At 72.2% G+C, this 19,870-nt stretch carries 18 protein-coding genes; 6 read left to right on the forward strand and 12 right to left on the reverse strand.

What is annotated here, in order from left to right:
• Window positions 1-27: 27 nt before the first annotated feature.
• The 6 genes from AB4Y76_RS01815 to AB4Y76_RS01840 all read right to left on the reverse strand — a co-directional run bounded on the left by AB4Y76_RS01815 (window position 28) and on the right by AB4Y76_RS01840 (window position 5,409).
• Entirely contained in the window at window positions 28-1,020 is a 993-nt protein-coding gene (locus tag AB4Y76_RS01815) for an endonuclease/exonuclease/phosphatase family protein (RefSeq protein ID WP_441921788.1), read from the reverse strand.
• A gap of 25 nt (window positions 1,021-1,045) precedes the next feature.
• Complete coding sequence (locus AB4Y76_RS01820; protein WP_441921789.1) at window positions 1,046-2,011, reverse strand: electron transfer flavoprotein subunit alpha/FixB family protein; 966 nt, start codon at window positions 2,009-2,011, stop codon at window positions 1,046-1,048.
• Window positions 2,012-2,031: 20 nt separating this feature from the next.
• Window positions 2,032-2,808 carry an electron transfer flavoprotein subunit beta/FixA family protein gene (locus tag AB4Y76_RS01825; protein WP_441921790.1) on the reverse strand — a complete coding sequence of 259 codons (777 nt, stop codon included), beginning with the start codon at window positions 2,806-2,808 and terminating at the stop codon, window positions 2,032-2,034.
• Window positions 2,809-3,042: 234 nt separating this feature from the next.
• Entirely contained in the window at window positions 3,043-3,420 is a 378-nt protein-coding gene (locus AB4Y76_RS01830) for a hypothetical protein (RefSeq protein ID WP_441921791.1), read from the reverse strand.
• 88 nt (window positions 3,421-3,508) lie between these two features.
• Window positions 3,509-4,288, reverse strand: a complete 780-nt coding sequence (locus tag AB4Y76_RS01835; RefSeq protein ID WP_441921792.1) for an enoyl-CoA hydratase/isomerase family protein — start codon at window positions 4,286-4,288, stop codon at window positions 3,509-3,511.
• Between the two features lie 47 nt (window positions 4,289-4,335).
• A complete protein-coding gene (locus tag AB4Y76_RS01840; protein WP_441921793.1) occupies window positions 4,336-5,409 on the reverse strand; it encodes a M36 family metallopeptidase in 1,074 nt (357 codons plus the stop codon).
• Window positions 5,410-5,530: 121 nt separating this feature from the next.
• On the opposite strand from AB4Y76_RS01840, the gene glgX reads away from it, so the two are divergent.
• The gene (gene glgX / locus AB4Y76_RS01845; RefSeq protein WP_441921794.1) at window positions 5,531-7,726 is read left to right on the forward strand and encodes a glycogen debranching protein GlgX; all 2,196 of its coding nucleotides are present in this window, start codon (window positions 5,531-5,533) and stop codon (window positions 7,724-7,726) included.
• Between the two features lie 85 nt (window positions 7,727-7,811).
• On the opposite strand, the gene AB4Y76_RS01850 is transcribed toward glgX, so the two are convergent.
• The 4 genes from AB4Y76_RS01850 to AB4Y76_RS01865 all read right to left on the reverse strand — a co-directional run bounded on the left by AB4Y76_RS01850 (window position 7,812) and on the right by AB4Y76_RS01865 (window position 14,546).
• A complete protein-coding gene (locus tag AB4Y76_RS01850; protein WP_441921795.1) occupies window positions 7,812-8,753 on the reverse strand; it encodes a type IV toxin-antitoxin system AbiEi family antitoxin domain-containing protein in 942 nt (313 codons plus the stop codon).
• Window positions 8,754-8,926: 173 nt separating this feature from the next.
• Complete coding sequence (gene glgP, locus AB4Y76_RS01855; protein ID WP_441921796.1) at window positions 8,927-11,524, reverse strand: alpha-glucan family phosphorylase; 2,598 nt, start codon at window positions 11,522-11,524, stop codon at window positions 8,927-8,929.
• Between the two features lie 53 nt (window positions 11,525-11,577).
• Window positions 11,578-13,299, reverse strand: coding sequence for an ATP-binding cassette domain-containing protein (locus AB4Y76_RS01860; protein ID WP_441921797.1), 1,722 nt, complete (start codon window positions 13,297-13,299; stop codon window positions 11,578-11,580).
• Window positions 13,296-14,546: a nucleotidyltransferase family protein gene (locus AB4Y76_RS01865; RefSeq protein WP_441921798.1), complete on the reverse strand. Its 1,251-nt coding sequence runs from the start codon at window positions 14,544-14,546 to the stop codon at window positions 13,296-13,298. Before AB4Y76_RS01865 ends, AB4Y76_RS01860 begins: the two co-directional genes overlap by 4 nt.
• Window positions 14,547-14,721: 175 nt before the next feature.
• Here AB4Y76_RS01865 and AB4Y76_RS01870 point away from each other — a divergent pair, with 175 nt between their 5' ends.
• From AB4Y76_RS01870 to gabT, 5 genes are all read left to right on the forward strand, one after another.
• Entirely contained in the window at window positions 14,722-14,856 is a 135-nt protein-coding gene (locus AB4Y76_RS01870) for a hypothetical protein (protein WP_441921799.1), read from the forward strand.
• Window positions 14,857-14,911: 55 nt separating this feature from the next.
• The gene (locus AB4Y76_RS01875) at window positions 14,912-15,388 is read left to right on the forward strand and encodes a lasso peptide biosynthesis B2 protein (RefSeq protein WP_441921800.1); all 477 of its coding nucleotides are present in this window, start codon (window positions 14,912-14,914) and stop codon (window positions 15,386-15,388) included.
• 42 nt (window positions 15,389-15,430) lie between these two features.
• Window positions 15,431-16,372 (forward strand): hypothetical protein, encoded by a 942-nt coding sequence (locus AB4Y76_RS01880; protein ID WP_441921801.1) that lies wholly within the window; start codon window positions 15,431-15,433, stop codon window positions 16,370-16,372.
• On the forward strand, window positions 16,369-16,641 hold the full coding sequence (locus AB4Y76_RS01885; RefSeq protein ID WP_441921802.1) for a PqqD family protein: 273 nt from the start codon (window positions 16,369-16,371) through the stop codon (window positions 16,639-16,641). The genes AB4Y76_RS01880 and AB4Y76_RS01885 overlap by 4 nt, the downstream gene beginning before the upstream one ends.
• Window positions 16,642-16,741: 100 nt before the next feature.
• Entirely contained in the window at window positions 16,742-18,097 is a 1,356-nt protein-coding gene (gabT, locus tag AB4Y76_RS01890) for a 4-aminobutyrate--2-oxoglutarate transaminase (protein ID WP_441921803.1), read from the forward strand.
• A gap of 15 nt (window positions 18,098-18,112) precedes the next feature.
• On the opposite strand, the gene AB4Y76_RS01895 is transcribed toward gabT, so the two are convergent.
• Entirely contained in the window at window positions 18,113-18,550 is a 438-nt protein-coding gene (locus AB4Y76_RS01895; protein WP_441921804.1) for an aromatic ring-opening dioxygenase LigA, read from the reverse strand.
• 155 nt (window positions 18,551-18,705) lie between these two features.
• Window positions 18,706-19,833, reverse strand: a complete 1,128-nt coding sequence (locus AB4Y76_RS01900) for a lysyl oxidase family protein (RefSeq protein WP_441921805.1) — start codon at window positions 19,831-19,833, stop codon at window positions 18,706-18,708.
• Between the last annotated feature and the right edge of the window lie 37 nt (window positions 19,834-19,870).

Raw genomic sequence — 19,870 nt, forward strand, 5'->3', positions numbered from 1 at the left:
GCCCTCGGGGGCGCCCGCGCAGGCGGTTCACCGGACGATCCGGGCGAGCAGCGCACGGTGGTCGGTGCCGTCCACCTCGGCCGTCGCGGTGCTCGCGACGTCGAAGTCGGCGCTGTGCAGCACGTGGTCGATGGCCATCAGCCCGACCGGGCTGCGGTACTTGGTGACCTGCCGGGTGGGCCAGGTCGGCTGCCAGCCGGCGTTCGCGGTGCGGGCGGCGTCGGCGAACCCGGCGTCGAGCAGGCGGCGTACCGGGCGGTGGTCGAGCGTGGCGTTGTAGTCACCGACGACGAGCCGCGGCCCGGCCTGGGCCCGCACGGCCCGGTCGAGGGCGTCCCAGTCGCGCTCCCAGCGCGCGGGACCGTGCAGCGGCTGGCTGGTGTGCACGGCGAACAGCGTGAACGGCTCCGACGCCGCCACCTGCACCCGCCAGGCGCCGTTGCGGACCGGGAGCCGGGTGACGCCGCTGAGCGGGTAGGCGGAGAAGACCATCGTCCCGGACGCGGTCACCGACGTGGAGCCGGCGGCGTGCGGCAGCAGGGCGTCGAGCCCGGCTGCGCGCAGCCGTTCGCGTGCGGACGGGGTCACCTCCTCCAGCACGAGCACGTCCACGCCGTGCTCGCGGGCGAGTGCCACCGCCCGGGCGGCGTCGGCCTCGCCGAAGCGCAGGTTGAGCGTCATCACGCTGAGGTCGGGCCGCCCGCCGGCGGCCAGGGCGGCGTGCGCGCCGGTGAAGGCGGGCGCGACGAGCAGGGAGTGGAACAGCAGGCCGGCGACGGCGACGGCCGCGGCCGTACCGAGACCGCGCCGCAGCCCGCCGGTGCTGCGCCGGCGCAGCAGGAGCAGGAGTACCGCGCTGAGGGCGTAGCCGAGCACGGCCAACGGCACCAGCGCGGTGAAGGCGACGAACCAGACGGCCGACGGCGTGGTCACCCGCATCAGGGTGAGAACGACCGAGCCGGTCAGGGCGCCGACCGCGATGCTCGCGGCGGCGACCCTGACCGGCCCAGAGGTCAGCACGGTGATGCTGCTCAGGTTCAGCAGGTCAGCCCTTGCGCTGGTTGATCTCCGAGGTGACGGCGGGGAGCACCGAGTGCAGGTCCCCGACCACACCGAAGTCGACCAGCTCGAAGATCGGCGCCTCTTCGTCCTTGTTGATCGCGATGATCGTCTTGGACGTCTGCATGCCGGCACGGTGCTGGATCGCACCGGAGATGCCCGCCGCGATGTAGAGCTGCGGGGACACGGTCTTGCCGGTCTGACCGATCTGGAAGGTGTGCGGCTTCCAGCCGGAGTCGACGGCCGCGCGCGAGGCGCCGACAGCGGCACCCAGCGAGTCGGCGAGAGCGTCGACCGACGAGAAGTCGCCACCGGTGCCACGGCCGCCCGAGACCACGATCGCGGCCTCGTTGAGCTCCGGGCGGCCCGAGGACTCACGCGGCTGCGAGGCCACGATCTGCGCCTTCTTGGCCGAGTCGGAGATGGTCGCCGCGAACTGCACGACCTCGCCCGCGCCCGCGGTCTCCTCCGGAGCGGCCGCGTTCGGCTTCACGGTGATGATCGGGGTGCCCTGGGTGACCTTCGCCTGGACGGTGAAGTTGCCCGCGAAGACGGACTGCGTGGTGACCGGCCCTGAATCCGGGCCGGCCTGCACGTCGACAGCGTCGGTGATCAGGCCCGACTCGAGCTTGACCGCGAGACGACCCGCGATCTCCTTGCCCTCCGCGGAGGAGGTGATCAGGACGGCGCCCGGGTTCGCCTGGGCGGCGATCTGCTGCAGGACCTCGGCCTTCGGGGCGACCAGGTAGCCCTTCACCTCGGTGTCGTCGACGACGTAGACCTTCTCGGCGCCGAACTTCTTGACGGTCTCGGCGACACCGGCGGCCTTGTCGGCGGCACCGATGAAGACGGCCGACGGCGAACCGAGGCGCTTGGCGATGGTCAGGAGCTCGTTGGTCGGCTTCTTCACCGCACCGTCGACGTGGTCGACGAGAACCAGAATCTCACTCATGTCTGCTGTTCCTTCCTGGCTCAGATGAACTTCTTGGCGGCGAGGAACTCGGCGAGCGCCTTGGCGCCCGAGCCGTCCTCGTCGGTCACGATCTCGCCGGCGGTGCGCGGCGGGCGGGCCTCGGTGGACTCGACGGCGGTCCACGCGGCCGAGAGGCCGACCTGACCGGCGTCCAGGCCCAGGTCGCCGAGCGACCAGGCGTCCAGCGGCTTCTTCTTCGCGGCCATGATGCCCTTGAAGGACGGGTAGCGGGCCTCGCCGGTCTGGTCGGTGACCGAGAGGACCAGCGGGGCGACCGCGCCGATGACCTCGGTGGCGGCGTCGCCGTCACGCTTGATCCGGAACTGGTTGCCCTGCGACTCCACGACCGAGGCGAACGTCACCTGGGGCAGGTCGAGACGCTCGGCCAGCATCGCCGGGACGACCGACATGGCGCCGTCGGTGGAGGCCATGCCGCAGACGACGACGTCGACGGAGCCGATCTTCGAGACGGCGGCGGCGAGCACCTTGGAGGTGGCCAGCGCGTCCGAACCGGCGATCGCGTCGTCGACCACGTGGACACCGCTGTCGGCACCCATCTGCAGGGCCTTGCGGATGGCGTCAGCGGCGCCCTCCGGGCCCACGCTCAGCGCGGTGACCGTCACGGAGTCCGGGTTCTCGTTCTTCTCCTTGAGCTGGAGAGCCTGCTCCACGGCGTACTCGTCCAGCTCGGACAGCAGGCCGGGAACGGCGACACGGTCGACCGTGTTGTCGGCCTCGAAGGCCTGGTCCGCGGTCGCGTCGGGTACGTATTTCACACAGACGACAATGTTCATGCTGGTCACGGCTCCGGGGAGCCCCTCCTGAATCAGAGTGTTGAGTTCGCAAGAGACTACTAGCGAGTTAGGTCTGCTCCCACACCGTCTCGCGTGGGTTCAGTCACAGCAGGAAAAGCCCCGGACCCGGGCCGTGAGGACCCCGGGGGGAAGCCACGAGGAGACCTTACGTCGGGGTCCCGAGCGCCCCGGTCAGCGACCCGGTCAGCGACCCGGTCAGCGGGCCGATCTCGGGGCGATCCAGCGCTGCGCGAGCCGGCCGAGCGCGAGCCAGCCGATGGCCGCGATCCCCCAGTTCACCACCGCGTCCTTGGTCTGGGCGTTCTCGCCGTGGAAGGCGAAGACGCCGTTGTCCGGGCTGAACGGCCCGTCGATGACCTTGGCGAAGTCCAGGACGAACTTGACCAGCACGTTGTCCGGGCTGACCACGTCCTGGGCGGCCACCAGGAAGGCGGCGAGCGCGAGCACGACCGAGAAGACCAGGCAGATCACCCGGACGACCTTCGCCAGCGTCGTCCGGATCTGGTCGATCTCCGCCTGCCGGGTCGTGGCGTGCTCGGGGAGCGGCTCGTCCGACTTCACAACTCTCGCCACGCCAGGCTCTCCTCGGGTGCGTCCGTCCGCAGCCGGTCGGCGCGGGACTGGGATGCAGGTTAAGGGATGGGTACCCGCCGCGTCCGGCTCAACGCCCGACGAACTGAGCCTTTCCGGGGCCGTTCTCGACGAACGAGCCCATCCCGATGCTGCGGTCCTCGGTCGCGAACAGGGCGGCGAACTGCTGCCGCTCGATCTCCAGGCCGGTCTCCAGGTCGACCTCGAGACCGCGGTCGATGGCCTCCTTGGCCGCGCGGACGGCGTACGTCGCCGCGTTCGCGAACTGGCTCGCCCAGGCGACCGCCTCGCCGTAGACGTCCTCGGCGGGGACGACCCGGTCGACCAGGCCGATCGCGAGCGCCTCGTCGGCCTTGACGAACCGGCCGGAGAAGATGATGTCCTTCGCCCGGCTCGGGCCGACCAGGCGGCTCAGCCGCTGCGTGCCGCCGGCGCCGGGGATGATCCCGAGGAGGATCTCCGGCTGGCCGAGGGTGGCGTTGTCGGCGGCGATCCGGATGTCCGCGCAGAGCGCCAGCTCGCAACCGCCGCCGAGGGCGTAGCCGTTGATCGCGGCCACGACGGGCTTGGGGATCCTGGCCACCGCGGTGAACGCGGAGGTCAGGCCGGAGGAGCGCTTGATCATGTCCGTGTAGGACATGTCGGCCATCTCCTTGACGTCGGCGCCGGCCGCGAAGACCCGCTCGCCGCCCCAGACGACGACCGCCTTGACGTCGTCGCGCTCGGTCGCCTCCGCGGCAGCGGCCCGGATCTCCTCCTGCATGGCGGCGTCGAGCGCGTTCATCTTCGGCCGGTCCAGCCGGATCGTGCCGACCCCGTCGGCGACCTCCAGACGCACGAACTCACCCATGTCAGACCTTTCCGTCGAAGCGTGTGAGGTGACCCTAGTGGGCCCCCTCAGAAGGTGATCCCACGGGCCGCGAACCGGGCCTTCACCGCGGCCGCCGCCTTCGCGCCGTCCCGCTCCAGCGCGGTCTGGTACGTCGCCTTCGCGGCCGCCGAGAACGACGTGTCCGGGGCGTACCGGAACTGCGAGGCCACCAGCGTGGTGTCCCAGGCGCGGGTGCCCTTGCGGAGCCCGACGTAGTCGCCGCGGATCTCCCAGAGCGCCTGCGACCAGATCTGCCCGTCGAAGTGCACCTCGCCGATCTTGTCGGCCACGGTCAGGCCGGCGGCGAAGCTGCGGATGCAGTGCGGCGCGTCGGTGTAGGAGGTCGAGTCCCAGTCCATCGGGCAGGCCGGGTTGGCCTTCACCGGCCAGCCGAGCTGCTGCGCGGCGTCCAGCCCGACGGTGACGCCGAAGTAGTCGCCCCACGCCTCGCCGATCGACCCGGCCTCCTCGCTCGCCCCGAAGCCCGGCACCTGGTCGGCGTGCACCGCGTGGCCGTACTCGTGCACGATCACCTCGGCGTCCTCGGCGTCGTCGACGCCGCCCTTGCCGAGCCGGATCCGGAAGGGCTTGTCGGTCTGGTAGGAGTTGTCGCCGCCGTACTGGTCGACCTTGACGTCGAACGGCCGGGCCAGGACGGCCGGCAGGGTGGAGCCGAAGCCGAGCGACTGCAGGTAGGTCTGGGCCCGGTCGACCCAGTAGTACGCCATCACCTGCTCGAACTGGTCCTGGCTGCGGTCGTAACGGAAGTCGTTGCTGGCGCTGTACGCCGGGGTGCCGGTCGCCGACGCCACCACGGCCCACTTCCCGCGCAGGTAGCCGGAGCCGTCGAGGTTCGCGAGCGGCGCGATCGTGTACGCGCTGGCCGGGACCGCGGCGGCGGAGTCGTCGTCGTCGGTGAGGGACTGGTCGCCGCTCGACTGCACCGGGTTCACCATGAAGATCCGCGCCGTCCCGGTCGACGGTCCGGACGGTTTCGCCGCGCCCGCCGGCTGCGGCGCTGCGATCGCCGTGAGCGCGAGCACGCTCGCGGCCGCGGCGGTGAGGACGGACGTGCTGACGGTGCGGGTCGATCTGGTCATGCGTGCCCCCTGGTCCGAGTAGGGGGGCGAGGAACCGCCCCCGGGCCATCCTGCGCGAGAAGTCGGCCCCGGCGCCAGGGGGCGGCGGCACCGGTCGGCGGTCCCTGCGATGATCGACCGCGTGGCGCACGAGATCTGGAAGTGGACCAGCCCCGAGCAGACCGCCCCGGTGTGGCCAGGGCGGAGCTGGCCGCTGGGCGCGACCTGGTCGGAGGAGTCCACCAACTTCGCGGTGAGCGCGCCCGCGGCGACCGCCATGTGGGTCTGCGTCTTCACCGACGACGAGGACGGCACCGAGCGCGAGACGGCGTACCAGCTCACCGAGCACTCCCTCGGGATCTGGTACGGCGCCGTCCCCGGGATCGCGCCCGGCACCCGGTACGGCTTCCGTGCCAACGGGCCGTGGCAGCCGTCCCAGGGGTTGCGGTTCAACCCGCGCAAGCTGCTGCTGGACCCCTACGGCCGGGCCGTCTCGGGCAGCGTCGTCCCCGGACCGGCGGTCTTCGCGCACGACCTCGAGCACCCGGAGAGCCCGAGCCAGCTCGACTCCGCGCCGTCGGTGCCGCGCAGCGTCGTGGTGCACGACCCCTTCGACTGGGGCCCGGACGGCGACCCGCCGCAGCGGCGCCGCTGGCGCGACACCGTCATCTACGAGCTGCACGTCAAGGGGTTCACCGCCCTGCACCGGGAGATCCCGGAGGAGCTGCGCGGCACCTACGCCGGCCTCGGCTCCCCCGAGGTGATCCGCTACCTGACCGAGCTCGGCGTCACCGCCGTCGAGCTGCTGCCGATCCACCAGTTCATCTCCGAGCCGCACCTCGCCGAGCTCGGGCTGAGCAACTACTGGGGCTACAACTCGATCGGCTTCTTCGCCCCGCACGGCGCGTACGCGGCCAGCGGCGACCGCGGCCAGCAGGTCACCGAGTTCAAGCAGATGGTGAAGAACTTCCACGCCGCCGGGATCGAAGTCATCCTCGACGTGGTCTACAACCACACCGCCGAGGCCGGCGCGCTCGGTCCGACGTACTCCTTCCGCGGTCTCGACGACCGCGGGACGTACCACCGGGTCGCGCCCGGCGACGGTGACGACGAGCTGCCGGCGCACGCCCGCTTCGACGACACCTACTGGGACGTGACCGGTTGCGGCAACACCGTCGCCGCGACCAACCCGCAGGCGCTCCGGCTGATCCTGGACTCGCTGCGCTACTGGGTCACCGAGATGCACGTCGACGGCTTCCGGTTCGACCTGCTCTCCGCGCTGACCCGCTCCGGCTACTCCGTCGACATGACCGGGCACCTGCTCACCACGATCGGCCAGGACCCGGCGCTGCGGCACGCCAAGCTGATCGCCGAGCCCTGGGACGCCTCCGGCGACGGCTACCGGGTCGGCGAGTACCCCCCGCCGTGGGTCGAGTGGAACGACCAGTTCCGCGACACCGTCCGCGACTTCTGGCGCGGCCACTCCGACGGCATCCGGACGATGGCCACCCGGCTGGCCGGCTCCTCCGACCTGTACGCCGACGACGGGCGGTCGCCGTACGCGTCGGTCAACTTCGTCACCGCTCACGACGGCTTCACGCTGCGCGACCTGGTCTCCTACGAGCACAAGCACAACGAGGCCAACGGCGAGGACAACCGCGACGGCACCGACAACAACCGGTCGCAGAACTGCGGCGTCGAGGGGCCGACCGACGACGCCGCCATCGTCGAGCGACGCCAGCGGATCGCGGCCAACCTGATGGTCACCCTCTGCCTCTCCAACGGCGTCCCGATGATCACCGCCGGTGACGAGCGCGGCCGCACCCAGGGCGGCAACAACAACCCGTACGCCCAGGACAACGAGATCTCCTGGGTCGACTGGAGCCCCGAGGACGCCTGGCTGGGGATGTGGGAGATCACCCGCGCCGCGCTGCGGATCCGCCGCGAGCACCCGGCGCTGCGCCAGCGGCACTGGTTCGAGGGCCGGCCCGCGATCCTGGGCGGCCCGAAGGACCTCGCCTGGATCCATCCCGAGGGCCGCGAGATGTCCGGCGACGACTGGCACGACGGCGACCTCCGCGTCGTCGGCATGTTCGTCTCCGGCGACCCCCTCCGCTCCCCCGGCCCCCGCGGCGAGCAGCAGCGCGACGCGTCGTTCCTGATCTGGTTCAACGGGTCCACCGAGGACTGCGAGGTCAGCCTCCCCGAGAACGCCTGGGTCCAGTCCGGCGAGGTCGTCCTCTCCACCGACTCCTCCCTCCCCCTCGGCACCGAGCTCCGTGCCGGGGAACGCTTCGTGCTCGGCGCGGAGTCTGTGGTGGTGCTGCAGCAGGGGTGAGGGGCGGCGGTTTCCCAAGGGAAGAGGGGAATCCGACAGAACAGCCCGAAGCATTGGGCTGGACGCGCATGTTTCGTACTGGACGTCAGCGCCGGCGCCGTCCGACCATCAGGAACTCCTGGACCCGATTCGCCGTCGCGGCCTGAGCGTAGAGGTCGTTCCAGATGAGCCGGATCATCCGCCAGCGGGTCACTTCACGGAGTCGGTCCTCCCGGACCTTCTCCCGAAAGACCGCATCCCCCGCCGACTCCCCCGGCCGGAGATAGCGCCCGTACTTGACCCGCCCGTCGAACTCGCCGAGCGCGCCGTACTCGGGCCAGGCGAAATCGCTGATGCCGACGAGATCGCCTCCGTCGTACACCGGGAACTGCAGCTCGGGTTTCGGAATGCCGTGCGCCCAGAACAGGTACCGCGCGCGCGACTCGCCCACGGATCCAGCTCCAGGAGAGGCGAGCCGCAGCGTGACCTGGAGCCGCGCCGTCCCCGGCCAGCCGCGCATGCCGTCGAACATGCCACGAAGCGAGTCCGGGTCGCACAGTCCGAGGCGGTACGCCGAGTCGAGCGCGACCATCCCGCTCTCGACGCTCGAGAGCGCCGCGGTCCCGAGAGCACATCTCGCGGGCCCCAGTACGGGCGAGCCGCCGATGGTCATGATGTCGCCTCCGCTCGACCCGTCGTGGTAGGCAACGTCCGTGTGTTTCCGGGACGCGCCGGCGCCGATTCGCGTGACGTGGACCCGGCGGAGATCGCTGCCCCACAGGCTCATCCCGTGCAGCGCCGCCCCGGACACGTGACTCAGCGCCACATCCCCGCCATGCGTCAGCATCACCGCATGCGCATGCAGGACGTGCCGCTCGAGGTCCGACAACCCTGTCCACCGATCGGCGGCGACGTACGCGCCGTGGCGGATCCTTTCGACGAGGCCCAGCGACAGCCAGTGCCGCAGGTCGCGATCGTGGTACCCGAATCCCAGTGCCTCTCGGCGTAGAAAGACACCGTGCTCGTGCAGTTCGAGTAGCTCGTGCATGCCTCGACGATCGCCGGGCCCCGGTCCGACCGCTGGAACGCCGACGAGCCATGTTGACAACCTGATCGGCGCGAGCGGTTGTGGATGGTCGCCCAGCCCAATACTGACGCTTCCGACCCGACGCATCGGGCTATCGGGTCGGATTCCCCTCTCCCCTTGGGAAACCGACCGCCCTACGCGAGCGTGACGAGGCCCAACTCCGCCACCGAGACCAACCCCGGGTGGCGGGGCAGGACGCGGACGGTGTAGCCGAAGGCACCGGGGCGGTCGAGGACGAGGTGGCCCTCGAAGCGGTGCCGGCCGCCCTCGTAGCTCTCGGCCAGGGCGAGCGGGGTGACGCGGATGTCGCGGAGGTGGTCCTCGCCCTTGACCCGGCCGTGGACGACCTCGACGGTCACGTCGTCCGGGGCGAGGGCGCCGAGGGAGACGAAGACCCGCAGGTCGAGGGCGCCGCCGACCGCAGGCGTCTCGGAGACGCCGGAGGACTCGACGTGGTCGATGCGGACCTCGTTCCAGCCGGCCCGGACCCGCTGCTTGAACGCCGCGAGGTCGCGGGCGCCAGCAAACGAGGAGTTGATCGCGTGCGCCGAGCCGGCGGCCGGGACGTAGAGCCGTTCGACGTAGTCGCGCAGCATCCGCGTGGAGAGCACCTTCGGGCCGAGCGACTTCAGGGTGTGGCGCACCATCTCGATCCAGCGCACCGGTACGCCGGAGGCGTCGGTGTCGTAGAACCGCGGCGCGACCTCGTTCTCGATCAGGTCGTACAGCGCGTTCGCCTCGATGTCGTCCCTGGCGTGCTCGTCGGCGATGCCGTCGGCGGACGGGATCGCCCAGCCGTTGTCGCCGTCGTACCACTCGTCCCACCAGCCGTCGAGGATGGACAGGTTGAGCGCGCCGTTCAGGGCGGCCTTCATCCCGGAGGTGCCGCACGCCTCGTACGGGCGCAGCGGGTTGTTGAGCCAGACGTCGCACCCCGGGTACAGCGGCTGCGCCATCGCGATGTCGTAGTTCGGCAGGAAGACGATCCGGTGCCGGACCGCGGCGTCGTCGGCGAACCGGACGATCTCCTGGATCAGCGCCTTGCCGCCGTCGTCGGCGGGGTGCGCCTTCCCGGCGATGACCAGCTGGACCGGTCGGTCCGGGTGGAGCAGGATCCGCTTGAGCCGCTCGGGGTCGCGCAGCATCAACGTCAGCCGCTTGTACGACGGCACCCGGCGCGCGAACCCGATCGTGAGCACGTCCGGGTCCAGGGCCGAGTCGATCCAGCCGAGCTCGGCCGGTGCCGCGCCGCGTCGTTCCCAGGACCGGCGGAGCCGCCCGCGGGCGTCGTCGACGAGCCGGCTGCGCAGCGCGCGCTTGGTCGCCCAGAGCTCGTCGGCGGGCACCTTGTCGACGACCGACCAGACCTGGTCGCCCACCTCGCCGTCACCCGTGGAGGAGACGTCGGCGCCGAGCCGTGCGGCGAGCTCGAAGACCTCGCGGGCCACCCAGGTCGGGGCGTGCACGCCGTTGGTGATCGACGCGATCGGCACCTCGTCGGCGTCGAACGCCGACCAGAGCCCGTTGAACATGTCGCGGCTGACGTGCCCGTGCAGCTCGGAGACCCCGTTGGCCCGCTGGGCGAGCCGGAAGCCCATGACGGCCATGTTGAAGACGCCCGGGTCGCCGCCGTCGTAGTCCTCCGCACCGAGGGCCAGGACGTCCTCGACGTCGATGCCGGGGACGGGGCTGTTCGCACCGAAGTACTGCGCGATCAGCTCGCGCGGGAACCGGTCGATCCCGGCGGGGACGGGGGTGTGCGTGGTGAACACGGTGCCGGCGCGGCTGACCTCGAGCGCGGCGGCGAAGTCGAGGTGCGGCCCGCCCTCGGCCACGCTGAGCTCGCGGATCCGCTCCAGTCCGAGGAAGCCGGCGTGACCCTCGTTGGTGTGGAACACCTCCGGCTCGGGGGCGCCGGTGATCCGGGACCAGGCCCGGAGCGCGCGCACGCCGCCGACGCCCAGGAGCAGCTCCTGACGGAGGCGGTGCTCGGCGGTGCCGCCGTACAGCCGGTCGGTGACCTCGCGCAGCGGCAGCGGGTTGGCCTCGACGTCGGAGTCGAGGAGCAGCAGCGGGACCCGGCCGACCTGCGCGACCCAGATCCGGGCGAGCAGCGGCTGGTCGCCGGGGACGGCGAGGGAGATCTGGGCGTGGCTGCCGTCGGCCTCGCGCAGCGGCGTGATCGGCAGGCCGTCGGGGTCGAGAACCGGGTAGGTCTCCTGCTGCCAGCCCTCGCGCGAGAGCGACTGCCGGAAGTAGCCGTGCCGGTACAGCAGCCCGACGCCGACGATCGGGATGCCGAGGTCGCTCGCGGTCTTGAGGTGGTCGCCGGCGAGGATGCCGAGACCGCCGGAGTACTGCGGGAGCACGGACGTGATCCCGTACTCGGGCGAGAAGTAGGCGATCGCGCGCGGCCGCTCGCCGCCGTCCGCGGGGAGCTTCTGGTACCAGCGGTCGCCGCGCAGGTACTCCCCCAGGTCGGCGTGCGTTGCGGCGAGCGACGCGAGGAACTCCGGGTCGGCGGCGAGCTCGTCGAGGCGCTCGGCACTCAGCGCGCCGAGCAGCTTGACCGGGTCGTGAGCGGCCGCCTCCCACGCGTCGGGGTCCATGGCCGCGAAGACGTCCTGGGTCGCGGGGTCCCACGACCAGCGCAGGTTCGTGACGAGCTCGAGGACCGGCGCCAGGGCGGCCGGGAGGACGGGACGGACGGTGAATCGTCGGATCGCTCGCACGGAACGACCGTAACCGAACTCGACTTGATCGTTCCAATTCCGTGCGCGGAAGTTCAACCGTCGACCAGCGAGACCTCCGCGGCGCGCCCGTCGTCCAGGTGCAGCACCGCGCTCTCCCGGCCGTCCAGGCTCCGGTGGGTCACCATCAGCACGGCGCGGGTGCCGTCGAGGAGGGTGTCGAGGACGCGGGCCTCGGTGGTGCGGTCGAGGGCGCTGGTGGCTTCGTCGAGGACGAGGAGCTCGGGGCGGCGGACCAGGGCGCGGGCGATGCTGAGGCGCTGCTGCTCGCCGCCGGAGAGCTCGGCGATCTCCTGGAGCCGGGCGTGCAGGCCGCCGGGGAGGGCACGGACGACGTCGTCGACGGAGGCGGCCCGGAGGGCGTCCCAGGCGTCGCCCTCGGTCAGGGTGCGGCCGGGCTGGAGCGACCAGGCGAGGTTCTCGAAGACCGTCCCCGGGACCAGCACGGTCTGCTGCGGGACGTACCCCAGGCGGGCCCGCCAGGCTGCCAGGTCGGTGCGCGGCAGACCGTCGACGAGCACCTGGCCGGCCTGCGGTGCCCGCAGTCCCAGTACGACGTCCAGCAGGGTGCTCTTGCCCGAGCCGCTCGCGCCGGTGATCGTGACCAGCCCGCGGGCCGGCACGTCGAGGTCGACGTCGCGGAGCACCTCCGATCCCGGTGCTCCGTCCTCGTCGTAGCTGACCCCGATCCCGCGCAGCGAGAGCAGCACCGGCGCGCGGCGCTTGCCGGCTCCCTCGACGACGACCGCGGCCGGGACCGCGCTCTCGGGGACGCGCTCGGGGTGGGCCAGCACCTCGGCGTGGAACTCCTCGAGCCGCTGGACGGCCGGCGAGTCGTTCGCGAAGGCCTGGGCCGAGCCGAGCAGCGTCTGGGCCGAGCCGAGGAGCCGGGTCGCGACGACGGCGAGGGTGGCCAGCTCGGCCAGGGAGAGCCCGGCCTCGCGGCCGAGCAGGATCATCGCGAGCACCGCGAACACGGCCGCGACGCCGAGCGTCGAGGAGATCGCGGTGCCGCGGGCGACGAACGCGCGACGGGTCTCCCGGACCCGGGCGGCCTCGGTGCCGACGAGGGTCGACCAGGCGCCGGCGGCGTCGTGGGCGCGCATCACCCGGACGGAGGCGAGCGAGTCGGTGAGTGCCGCGCCGAAGCCGGCGAGCCGGTCGGTCATGGTCCGGCCGAGCGCCGCGGCGCTGCGGGTCGACCGGGACGCGAGCGCGGCGACCACGACGACACCGCCGACCGCGATCAGCCCGATCACCGGGGCGAGCAGGACCGCGACGGCGCCGGTGGCGAGCAGGATGAGCGTCCCGACGATGAGCCGGAAGACCATCGCGAACGCGCTGTGCGCGCGCTCGACGTCGGTGGTGAGCTGCTGCACGACGTGGCTGCGCCGCTGGCCGGAGAGGTAGGACCACTCGGCGGCGTACAGGTCGTCGAGGAGGCCGAGCCGGAGCCGGTCGACGGTGGCGAGCCGGACGTCGGTGGCGAGCACCGCCGAGGCCCACTGGCCGAGGGCGCGGAGCAGGACGACGGCCACGACGAGCGCGAACGCCTCGGGCAGCGAGAGGTGCAGGTCGAACCCGGGCAGCGACAGGGAGTCCTCGCCGCCGAGCGCCTGGATGACCGGGACGATGAGGACGAGGCCGGCGGCTTCGAGGACCGCGACCACGAACTGCAGCGCGAGCAGCACGCCGATCCGGGCCGGTCCGACGGTCTGCACCATCAGGGCCAGGCAGCGGCGGGCGCGCGCGATCACGGCGCGGACCCCACCGTCGTGGGCTCCTCCGCGGCCGGAGCGGACGCCGGGGAGGAGTCCCGGCGGAACCAGGCCAGCACCCGGCGCCGGGTCCGGCCGAGCCGGGCCAGCAGCGCCTTCGGGACGCCGGTCCAGGCGCTCCCGGCCTCGACGCCGAAGACGACCTTCTCGGGGAGCAGGGTGGCGACCGCGGCGTGCGCGAGGTCGCGCGGGGTCGCGCTGGCGACGACCATGTAGCGCAGCTGCTGGAAGGTCTCACGTCCCGGCGCCGGGCCGTCGGGGTCGACCGGCCGGTCCTGGGCCCGGATCCCGACGGCGACGAGGCGCTCGGGGACGCGGTCGACCCGGGCGAGCACGTCTGCCGGCACCCCGGGGGGCAGCCCGAGGGAGCGGCGGGTCACGGCGAGGGTCTCGATCTCGAGCCGCCCGGGTGGGCGGGTGCGGCCCTCCCAGGTCTGCGGCATCCCGGCGAGCCGGTGCACGTCGACCAGGCTGCGCAGCCAGCGCCAGTGGTCCTTGGCGGCGTGCGAGGCCGAGTGCGGGAGGAGATCGACGTACCCGAGGGTCTCGACCTGGACGCCGCCGATGTCGACGCGCGCGCGGCGGTCCCAGACCTCGGCGAAGCCGGGCAGGCCGTCGAGGGTCGGGTCGAGCCGCCAGTGCAGGTCGATTTTGGAACCGGGGCCCTCGAAGGAGAGCGAGGCGCTGGACCGGAGCACGTGCCGCCAGGCCCAGGTGCCCGGCCGGAGCACCGCGGCGTCCGAGCGCAGCCGGTAGCCGAGAGCGCCCAGTGCGTCGGAGGTGGCCGCGACCTCGGCCGGGTCGACGAGCACGTCGAGATCACCGACCCCACGAGCCCCAGGGTCCCCAGTGGTCTGGACCGCCAGCGGCAGTCCCTTGAACACCAGCGACCGGATCCCGGCCCCGGTGAGCGCGGTCTGGACGTCGCCGATCTCGAGCACCTGGATCATCCGCCGACGGCGGTCGTGGTCGCGCAGCGCGGCCAGCGCGGCGCTCAGGTCGGGGTCGAGGGAGAGCGCCCCGGCGTGCTGCGCGAGCACGTCGACCACGCGGTGCCGCGCGACGACAGCCAGGACATCGCGGGTGCTTTCGGGCATTTCGACGGCCTCCGGTCGCCGCCCGCCCTCGACGACGAGCGCGGCGCGCACGAGGGCGCGGACCCGGTCGTGGGACCGGTCGTGGGACCGGTCGTGGGCCCGGTCGTGGGCGGGAGGGGCGGGAGGCACGCGAGAAGGGTAGGCAAGCTCGGGGGCCGGAGTACCGGAAAGTCCAAGTTCACCCGCGCGTCGCCCCGGCAGGTTGCGCGCGGGCAACGGGCGGGCAACGGCGGGCACCGCGTGACCTCGGTACGGACAGGTCGTTGATGTGGCCGAGAAGGGATCTACCGACAGGAGCACCAACATGATTGGTTCCGCCAAGGCCTACAGCGCACCTCGTCTCGAGACGCTCAGCCTCCGCGAGACCCGTGGCCTCGACATCAACATCGGCGGCGCGGTTCACGTGGGCATCGACCTGTTCCCGGGTCTGGGCAGCTGAAGCAGGCCTAGCCCTTATCGGGACACCTCCGGGTGTCCACCTGGGGCCGCACACCATGGGACTCGGACGCACGGTGCGTGGTTTCGTCCATCTCGGACGCAGGGACCAGTTCCGCCTCGTCGCGGCCTGGTCCCTGTTGGGTTTCTGCCGCCTTCTCATCCTGGTGGTCCCGTTCCGCGTCGTACGACGCCTGCTCGGCGACCACGAGGGCACCGGAGCCGCGAGCCGTGCCGCACCGGCCGCCGAGCGCCCCCTCACTGCGCAGGACTCCGCCCGGGCCCGCCGGATCGGCGTGGTCGTCGACGCGGCCGCCGAGCACACCCCGTGGAAGTCCGAGTGCTACCCGCGCGCCCTGACCGCCCGCGCGTTCCTGGTCGCGAGACGTATCCCACACCGGGTCTGTTTCGGCGTTCGCCGGGACGGGAGCGCGCTGGTGGCTCACGCTTGGGTCGTGGCCGGCGACAGCACGGTCACCGGCGCCACCACGAAGGTGTACGCCGAGGTGGGTTCGTTCGCGTGGAACCCCCGATGAACCGATGAACCAGATCCGAGGGACGCGGAGGGAGGAGCGGTCGTGAGCAGCTGGCGGCGCTACTCCTGCTACGGCCTCCTCATCGACAGCGAGATCCCGCTCCCGGACCTCGGGCCCGCCGCCCGGATCGACACCACCGCCGACGCCAGCGGCGCGGACGTCACGATCCGCCTCGGCACGCTCGACGCCGCCGAAGCGGCGGACCTCTCCCCGCTCGGCCTGTGGCGGCGCGGCGATGTCTGCGGGATCGAGGTCCCCGACGTCGGCCGCTACGAGGCCCGGCGCGGCACCGAGATCGTCGTCGACCCGCTCCCGGACGCGGACCCGAAGGCCGTCCGCGTCTTCCTGCTCGGCAGCGCGATGGGCGCGACGATGATGCTGCGCGGCGCGCTGGTGCTGCACGGCAACGCGTTCCGGATCGGGGACGCGTGCGCGGTCGTCGTCGGCCACTCCGGCGCCGGCAAGTCGACGCTGGCCGCGGAGTTCGACCGGCGCGGCTTCGACGTGCTGTCCGACGACGTGGTGCCGGTGGACGGCGCCGGGCTGGCGCTGCCCGGCTACCCGCGGATCAAGCTGTGGGAGGACGCGCTGGACCGGCTCGGGCGCTCCACCGCCGACCTCGAGCGGATCCACGACGCGCACGAGAAGTTCCAGGTCCCGCTCGAGCGCGGCGCCCTCGCGCCGCTGCCGCTGCGCTGGGTGTTCGTGCTGGAGAAGCACGCCGGCGACGATCTCCGGCTGGAGCCGGCGCACGGCGCGGTGGCGTTCTCGCTGCTGCACGAGCACACCTACCGCAACGACCTGGTCCTCGGCGACGGCGCCGCCGCGCACCTCCAGCAGTGCGCCGCCCTGCTCGGCCGGGCCCGCCTGACCCGGGTGCTGCGACCCGCTGCGACGATGACCGCCGAGTCCACGGCGGCGGCGATCCTCGCCCTCGTCGACGACGACCTCTCCCCCGCCCTCACGTCCCAGGAGACCGCATGACCGACAGCCCCCGCTACCTCCGCCGCCCGGACCTGCGGGCCGTCGAGATGGACGGCGAGCTGGTGATGATGGGCCTGGACCAGGGCGAGTACTACGGCCTGAAGGACGTCGCCGCGTCGCTGTGGAACCACCTCGCCGAGCCGCGCACCGTCGAGGAGCTGGCCGGCCTGGTGGCCGCCGAGTACGACGTCAGCACCGAGGTCTGCCGGCCCGACATCGAGTCCTTCCTCGCCGAGCTCGTCGGCAAGGACCTGGTGCGCACTTCCTGACCGGGACCTGCCTGCGGATTCAGTTGCGTCACGACTGACTCGCGGCGGATACTGCCGTCGATCCCACATTCGACGACGTATCCCGTCACGGAGGCACCCGATGAGCATCACCCAGGACATCCCGGCGGTCGGCGGGCCGGAGCTGCCGCAGGAGCGCCGCCTGGTCACCGAGATCCCCGGGCCCGCGTCGCGGGCGCTGCACGAGCGTCGTACCGCCGCCGTGGCCGCGGGCGTCGGGAGCGTGCTCCCGGTCTACGTCGCCGCCGCCGGCGGTGGCGTGGTCGTCGACGTCGACGGGAACTCGCTGATCGACCTCGCCTCCGGGATCGCGGTGACCACGGTCGGCAACGCCGCCCCGGAGGTCGTCTCGCGGGTCTCCGCGCAGGTCGCCGCGTTCACCCACACCTGCTTCATGGTCGCCCCGTACGACGGCTACGTGGAGGTCTGCGAGCGGCTCGCCGACCTCACCCCCGGCGAGCACGCGAAGAAGGCCGCCCTGTTCAATTCCGGCGCCGAGGCGGTGGAGAACGCGGTCAAGGTCGCCCGGGTGCACACCGGGCGCAGCGCGGTCGTCGTGGTCGACCACGCGTACCACGGCCGCACCAACCTGACGATGGCGATGACCGCGAAGAACATGCCCTACAAGCAGGGCTTCGGGCCGTTCGCCGGCGAGGTCTACCGGGCGCCGATGTCCTACCCGTTCCGCGACGGCCTGGACGGCCGGACCGCCGCGGCCCGGACGATCGACGTCGTCGACAAGCAGGTCGGCGCGGAGAACGTCGCCTGCCTGGTGATCGAGCCGGTGCTCGGCGAGGGCGGCTTCGTCGTCCCCGCGCCCGGCTACCTGGCGGCGCTCGCGGACTATTGCCGCGACCACGGGATCGTCTTCGTCGCCGACGAGATCCAGTCCGGGATGTGCCGCACCGGCGCCTGGTTCGCCTGCGAGCACGAGGGCGTGGTCCCGGACCTGGTCACCGTGGCCAAGGGCGTCGCCGGCGGGCTGCCGCTCGCGGCCGTGGTGGGACGCGCCGAGATGATGGACTCCGTGCACGCCGGCGGCCTCGGCGGCACGTACGGCGGGAACCCGGTCGCGTGCGCCGCGGCCCTCGGGGCGATCGCGACCATGGAGCAGCTCGACCTGAACGCCCGGGCCCGTGAGGTCGAGGCGCTCCTGACCGGCCGGCTGCGCGAGCTCGCGGCCACGTTCCCCCCGATCGGCGAGGTGCGGGGCCGCGGCGCGATGATCGCGATCGAGGTCGTCGAGCCCGGGACCACGAACCCGGACGCGGCGACGGCTTCGCGGCTGAGCGCGGGGTGCCACCAGGCCGGCGTGCTGACGCTGACCTGCGGCACCTACGGCAACATCCTGCGCTTCCTGCCGCCGCTGGTCGCGCCGGACGCCCTCCTCCACGAGGCCATGGACGTCCTCGCGGAGGTGGCCTCGACGGTCGGCTGACCCGGGCAGCCGGGCTCAGGCCGCGGCCGGCTCCGTGGGCGGAGCGGCGCCGCTGGTGGCGGAGCCCTCGCGCAGCGCCATGCCGATCAGCACCAGGACGACGCCGAGGACCGCGGCCATGAACGCCACGCCGAAGGCGACCACCGAGGTGAAGAGCGACGCCTGCAGGAACGAGCTGGTCATCGCCGTCGAGCGGTTCGGGTCGTCCTGGGCGAGCTCGGCGTAGGTCTTGCCGCCGGTGATCTTCTTGGTGTGCTTGTCGATCACCCGCGCCTGGCAGTACGCCGTGAACGGGCCCTTGACCTCCTTGTTCGGCAGGCAGGCGTCCTCGGACGTGGTGATCTTCTGGTCGGCGAGCGTGTTGCTCACCACGACGTAGACCACGATCCCGGCGACGACCATGACGGCGCCCACCACGATCGAGACGATCGATGCCAGCCTGCGCTTGTCCATCTCCGACTCCGTTCCTCAGCGGACCCGGCCGTCCGGACCCTGGGTCGAGCATCACCGGTGCAGCGGCGGACGGGGCTCACCCGGTTGGGGTGAATCCGGGTGGCACGGGGCCGCTGGAGCACCCCAGCGGCCCCGCTGTCCGCGGGGGTCCGGGGCTACAGGCCGTCGGTCGCGCTCAGCAGCGTCACCGAGCTGCCGTTGATGCGGATCTTCGCGGTCGCGGAGTTGTTGTTCTCGTTGGTCTCGGCCCACAGGTGCTGCCAGTCGGCGGTGACCCGCACCGTGTAGTCGCCGTTCGGGATGCCGGTGATGTCGATGGCCTGGTCCGGCAGCGTCGAGGGGTACGTGTCGGACCAGCCGACCGAGAGCCCGTGCTGGATGTTCGTCGCCTGCGGCTGGCCGACGTTGCAGATCGCCGGCGGCACGTAGACCGGGTTCGCCGGGGACGCCGGGTGCGCCGAGTTGCCCGGCCAGTTGCGGTAGGAGGTGTTGTCCTCGAAGCAGAAGCCGTGCTTCTCCCCGACCTCGAGCACCGTGCCGCTGGAGTTCAGCAGCTCGTAGCTGTCGAAGTCCTTGATGTGCCAGTGGTTGTGCCCGTCGCCGCCGAAGACAAAGGTGGCGGTCGGCGACGGCGGCAGCGTCGTGGTGCTGCCGTCGGTGTTCCGGACGAACTGGGTGCCGACCCAGTCGGTGCTCGACGAGGTCGACCGGACCCCGCGGATCTCCAGCGGTCCGTCACCGACGTTCGCGGTGACGGCGGGGAACTTCAGCAGCTTCTTGCCGGCGAACTGGCCGCTGGTCGGGAACGCGATGCTGAACAGCCGCAGCGTCCGCATGCCGACGTCGGGCAGCAGCGGCGTCCCGCCGCCGGTGTTCCCGTTGATCGTCACGGTGTCGCCGACCTGCGCGCGGGCCTTGAGCCAGGCGCGGCTGGTGCCGTGGCCGGACAGGACGTAGCCGCCGGCAGGGATCGCCATGTTGCCGACGCCGTCGGCGACCTGGGTGACCTTGCCGTTGACCACCGCGGCCTCGAAGCCGTACTGGTTGGTCCCCGTGCTCGCCCCGAACGCCGGGGTGTACATCACCAGGAAATTGCTCGCCCGGTAGACGTCCTGGCCGTCGACCGTGCGGGACGACCCGTCGATCGAGACCGTGGTGACGCCCGGCGCCGCGAGAACCGGACTGTTCGCGCCGCTCATGCCGATGACGACCGCGGTCGCCGCTGCGACGAGTGTCGCCAGCAGGCGCAGCCGTGCCTTGCGGGTAGTCGTGTCCCGTCCCATGGCCTTCCCCTCGCTCAGTGCCCCACCTCACCAACGT

This window comes from Marmoricola sp. RAF53, assembly GCF_052114005.1.
In the GTDB taxonomy this organism is placed as follows: Bacteria; Actinomycetota; Actinomycetes; order Propionibacteriales; family Nocardioidaceae; genus Marmoricola.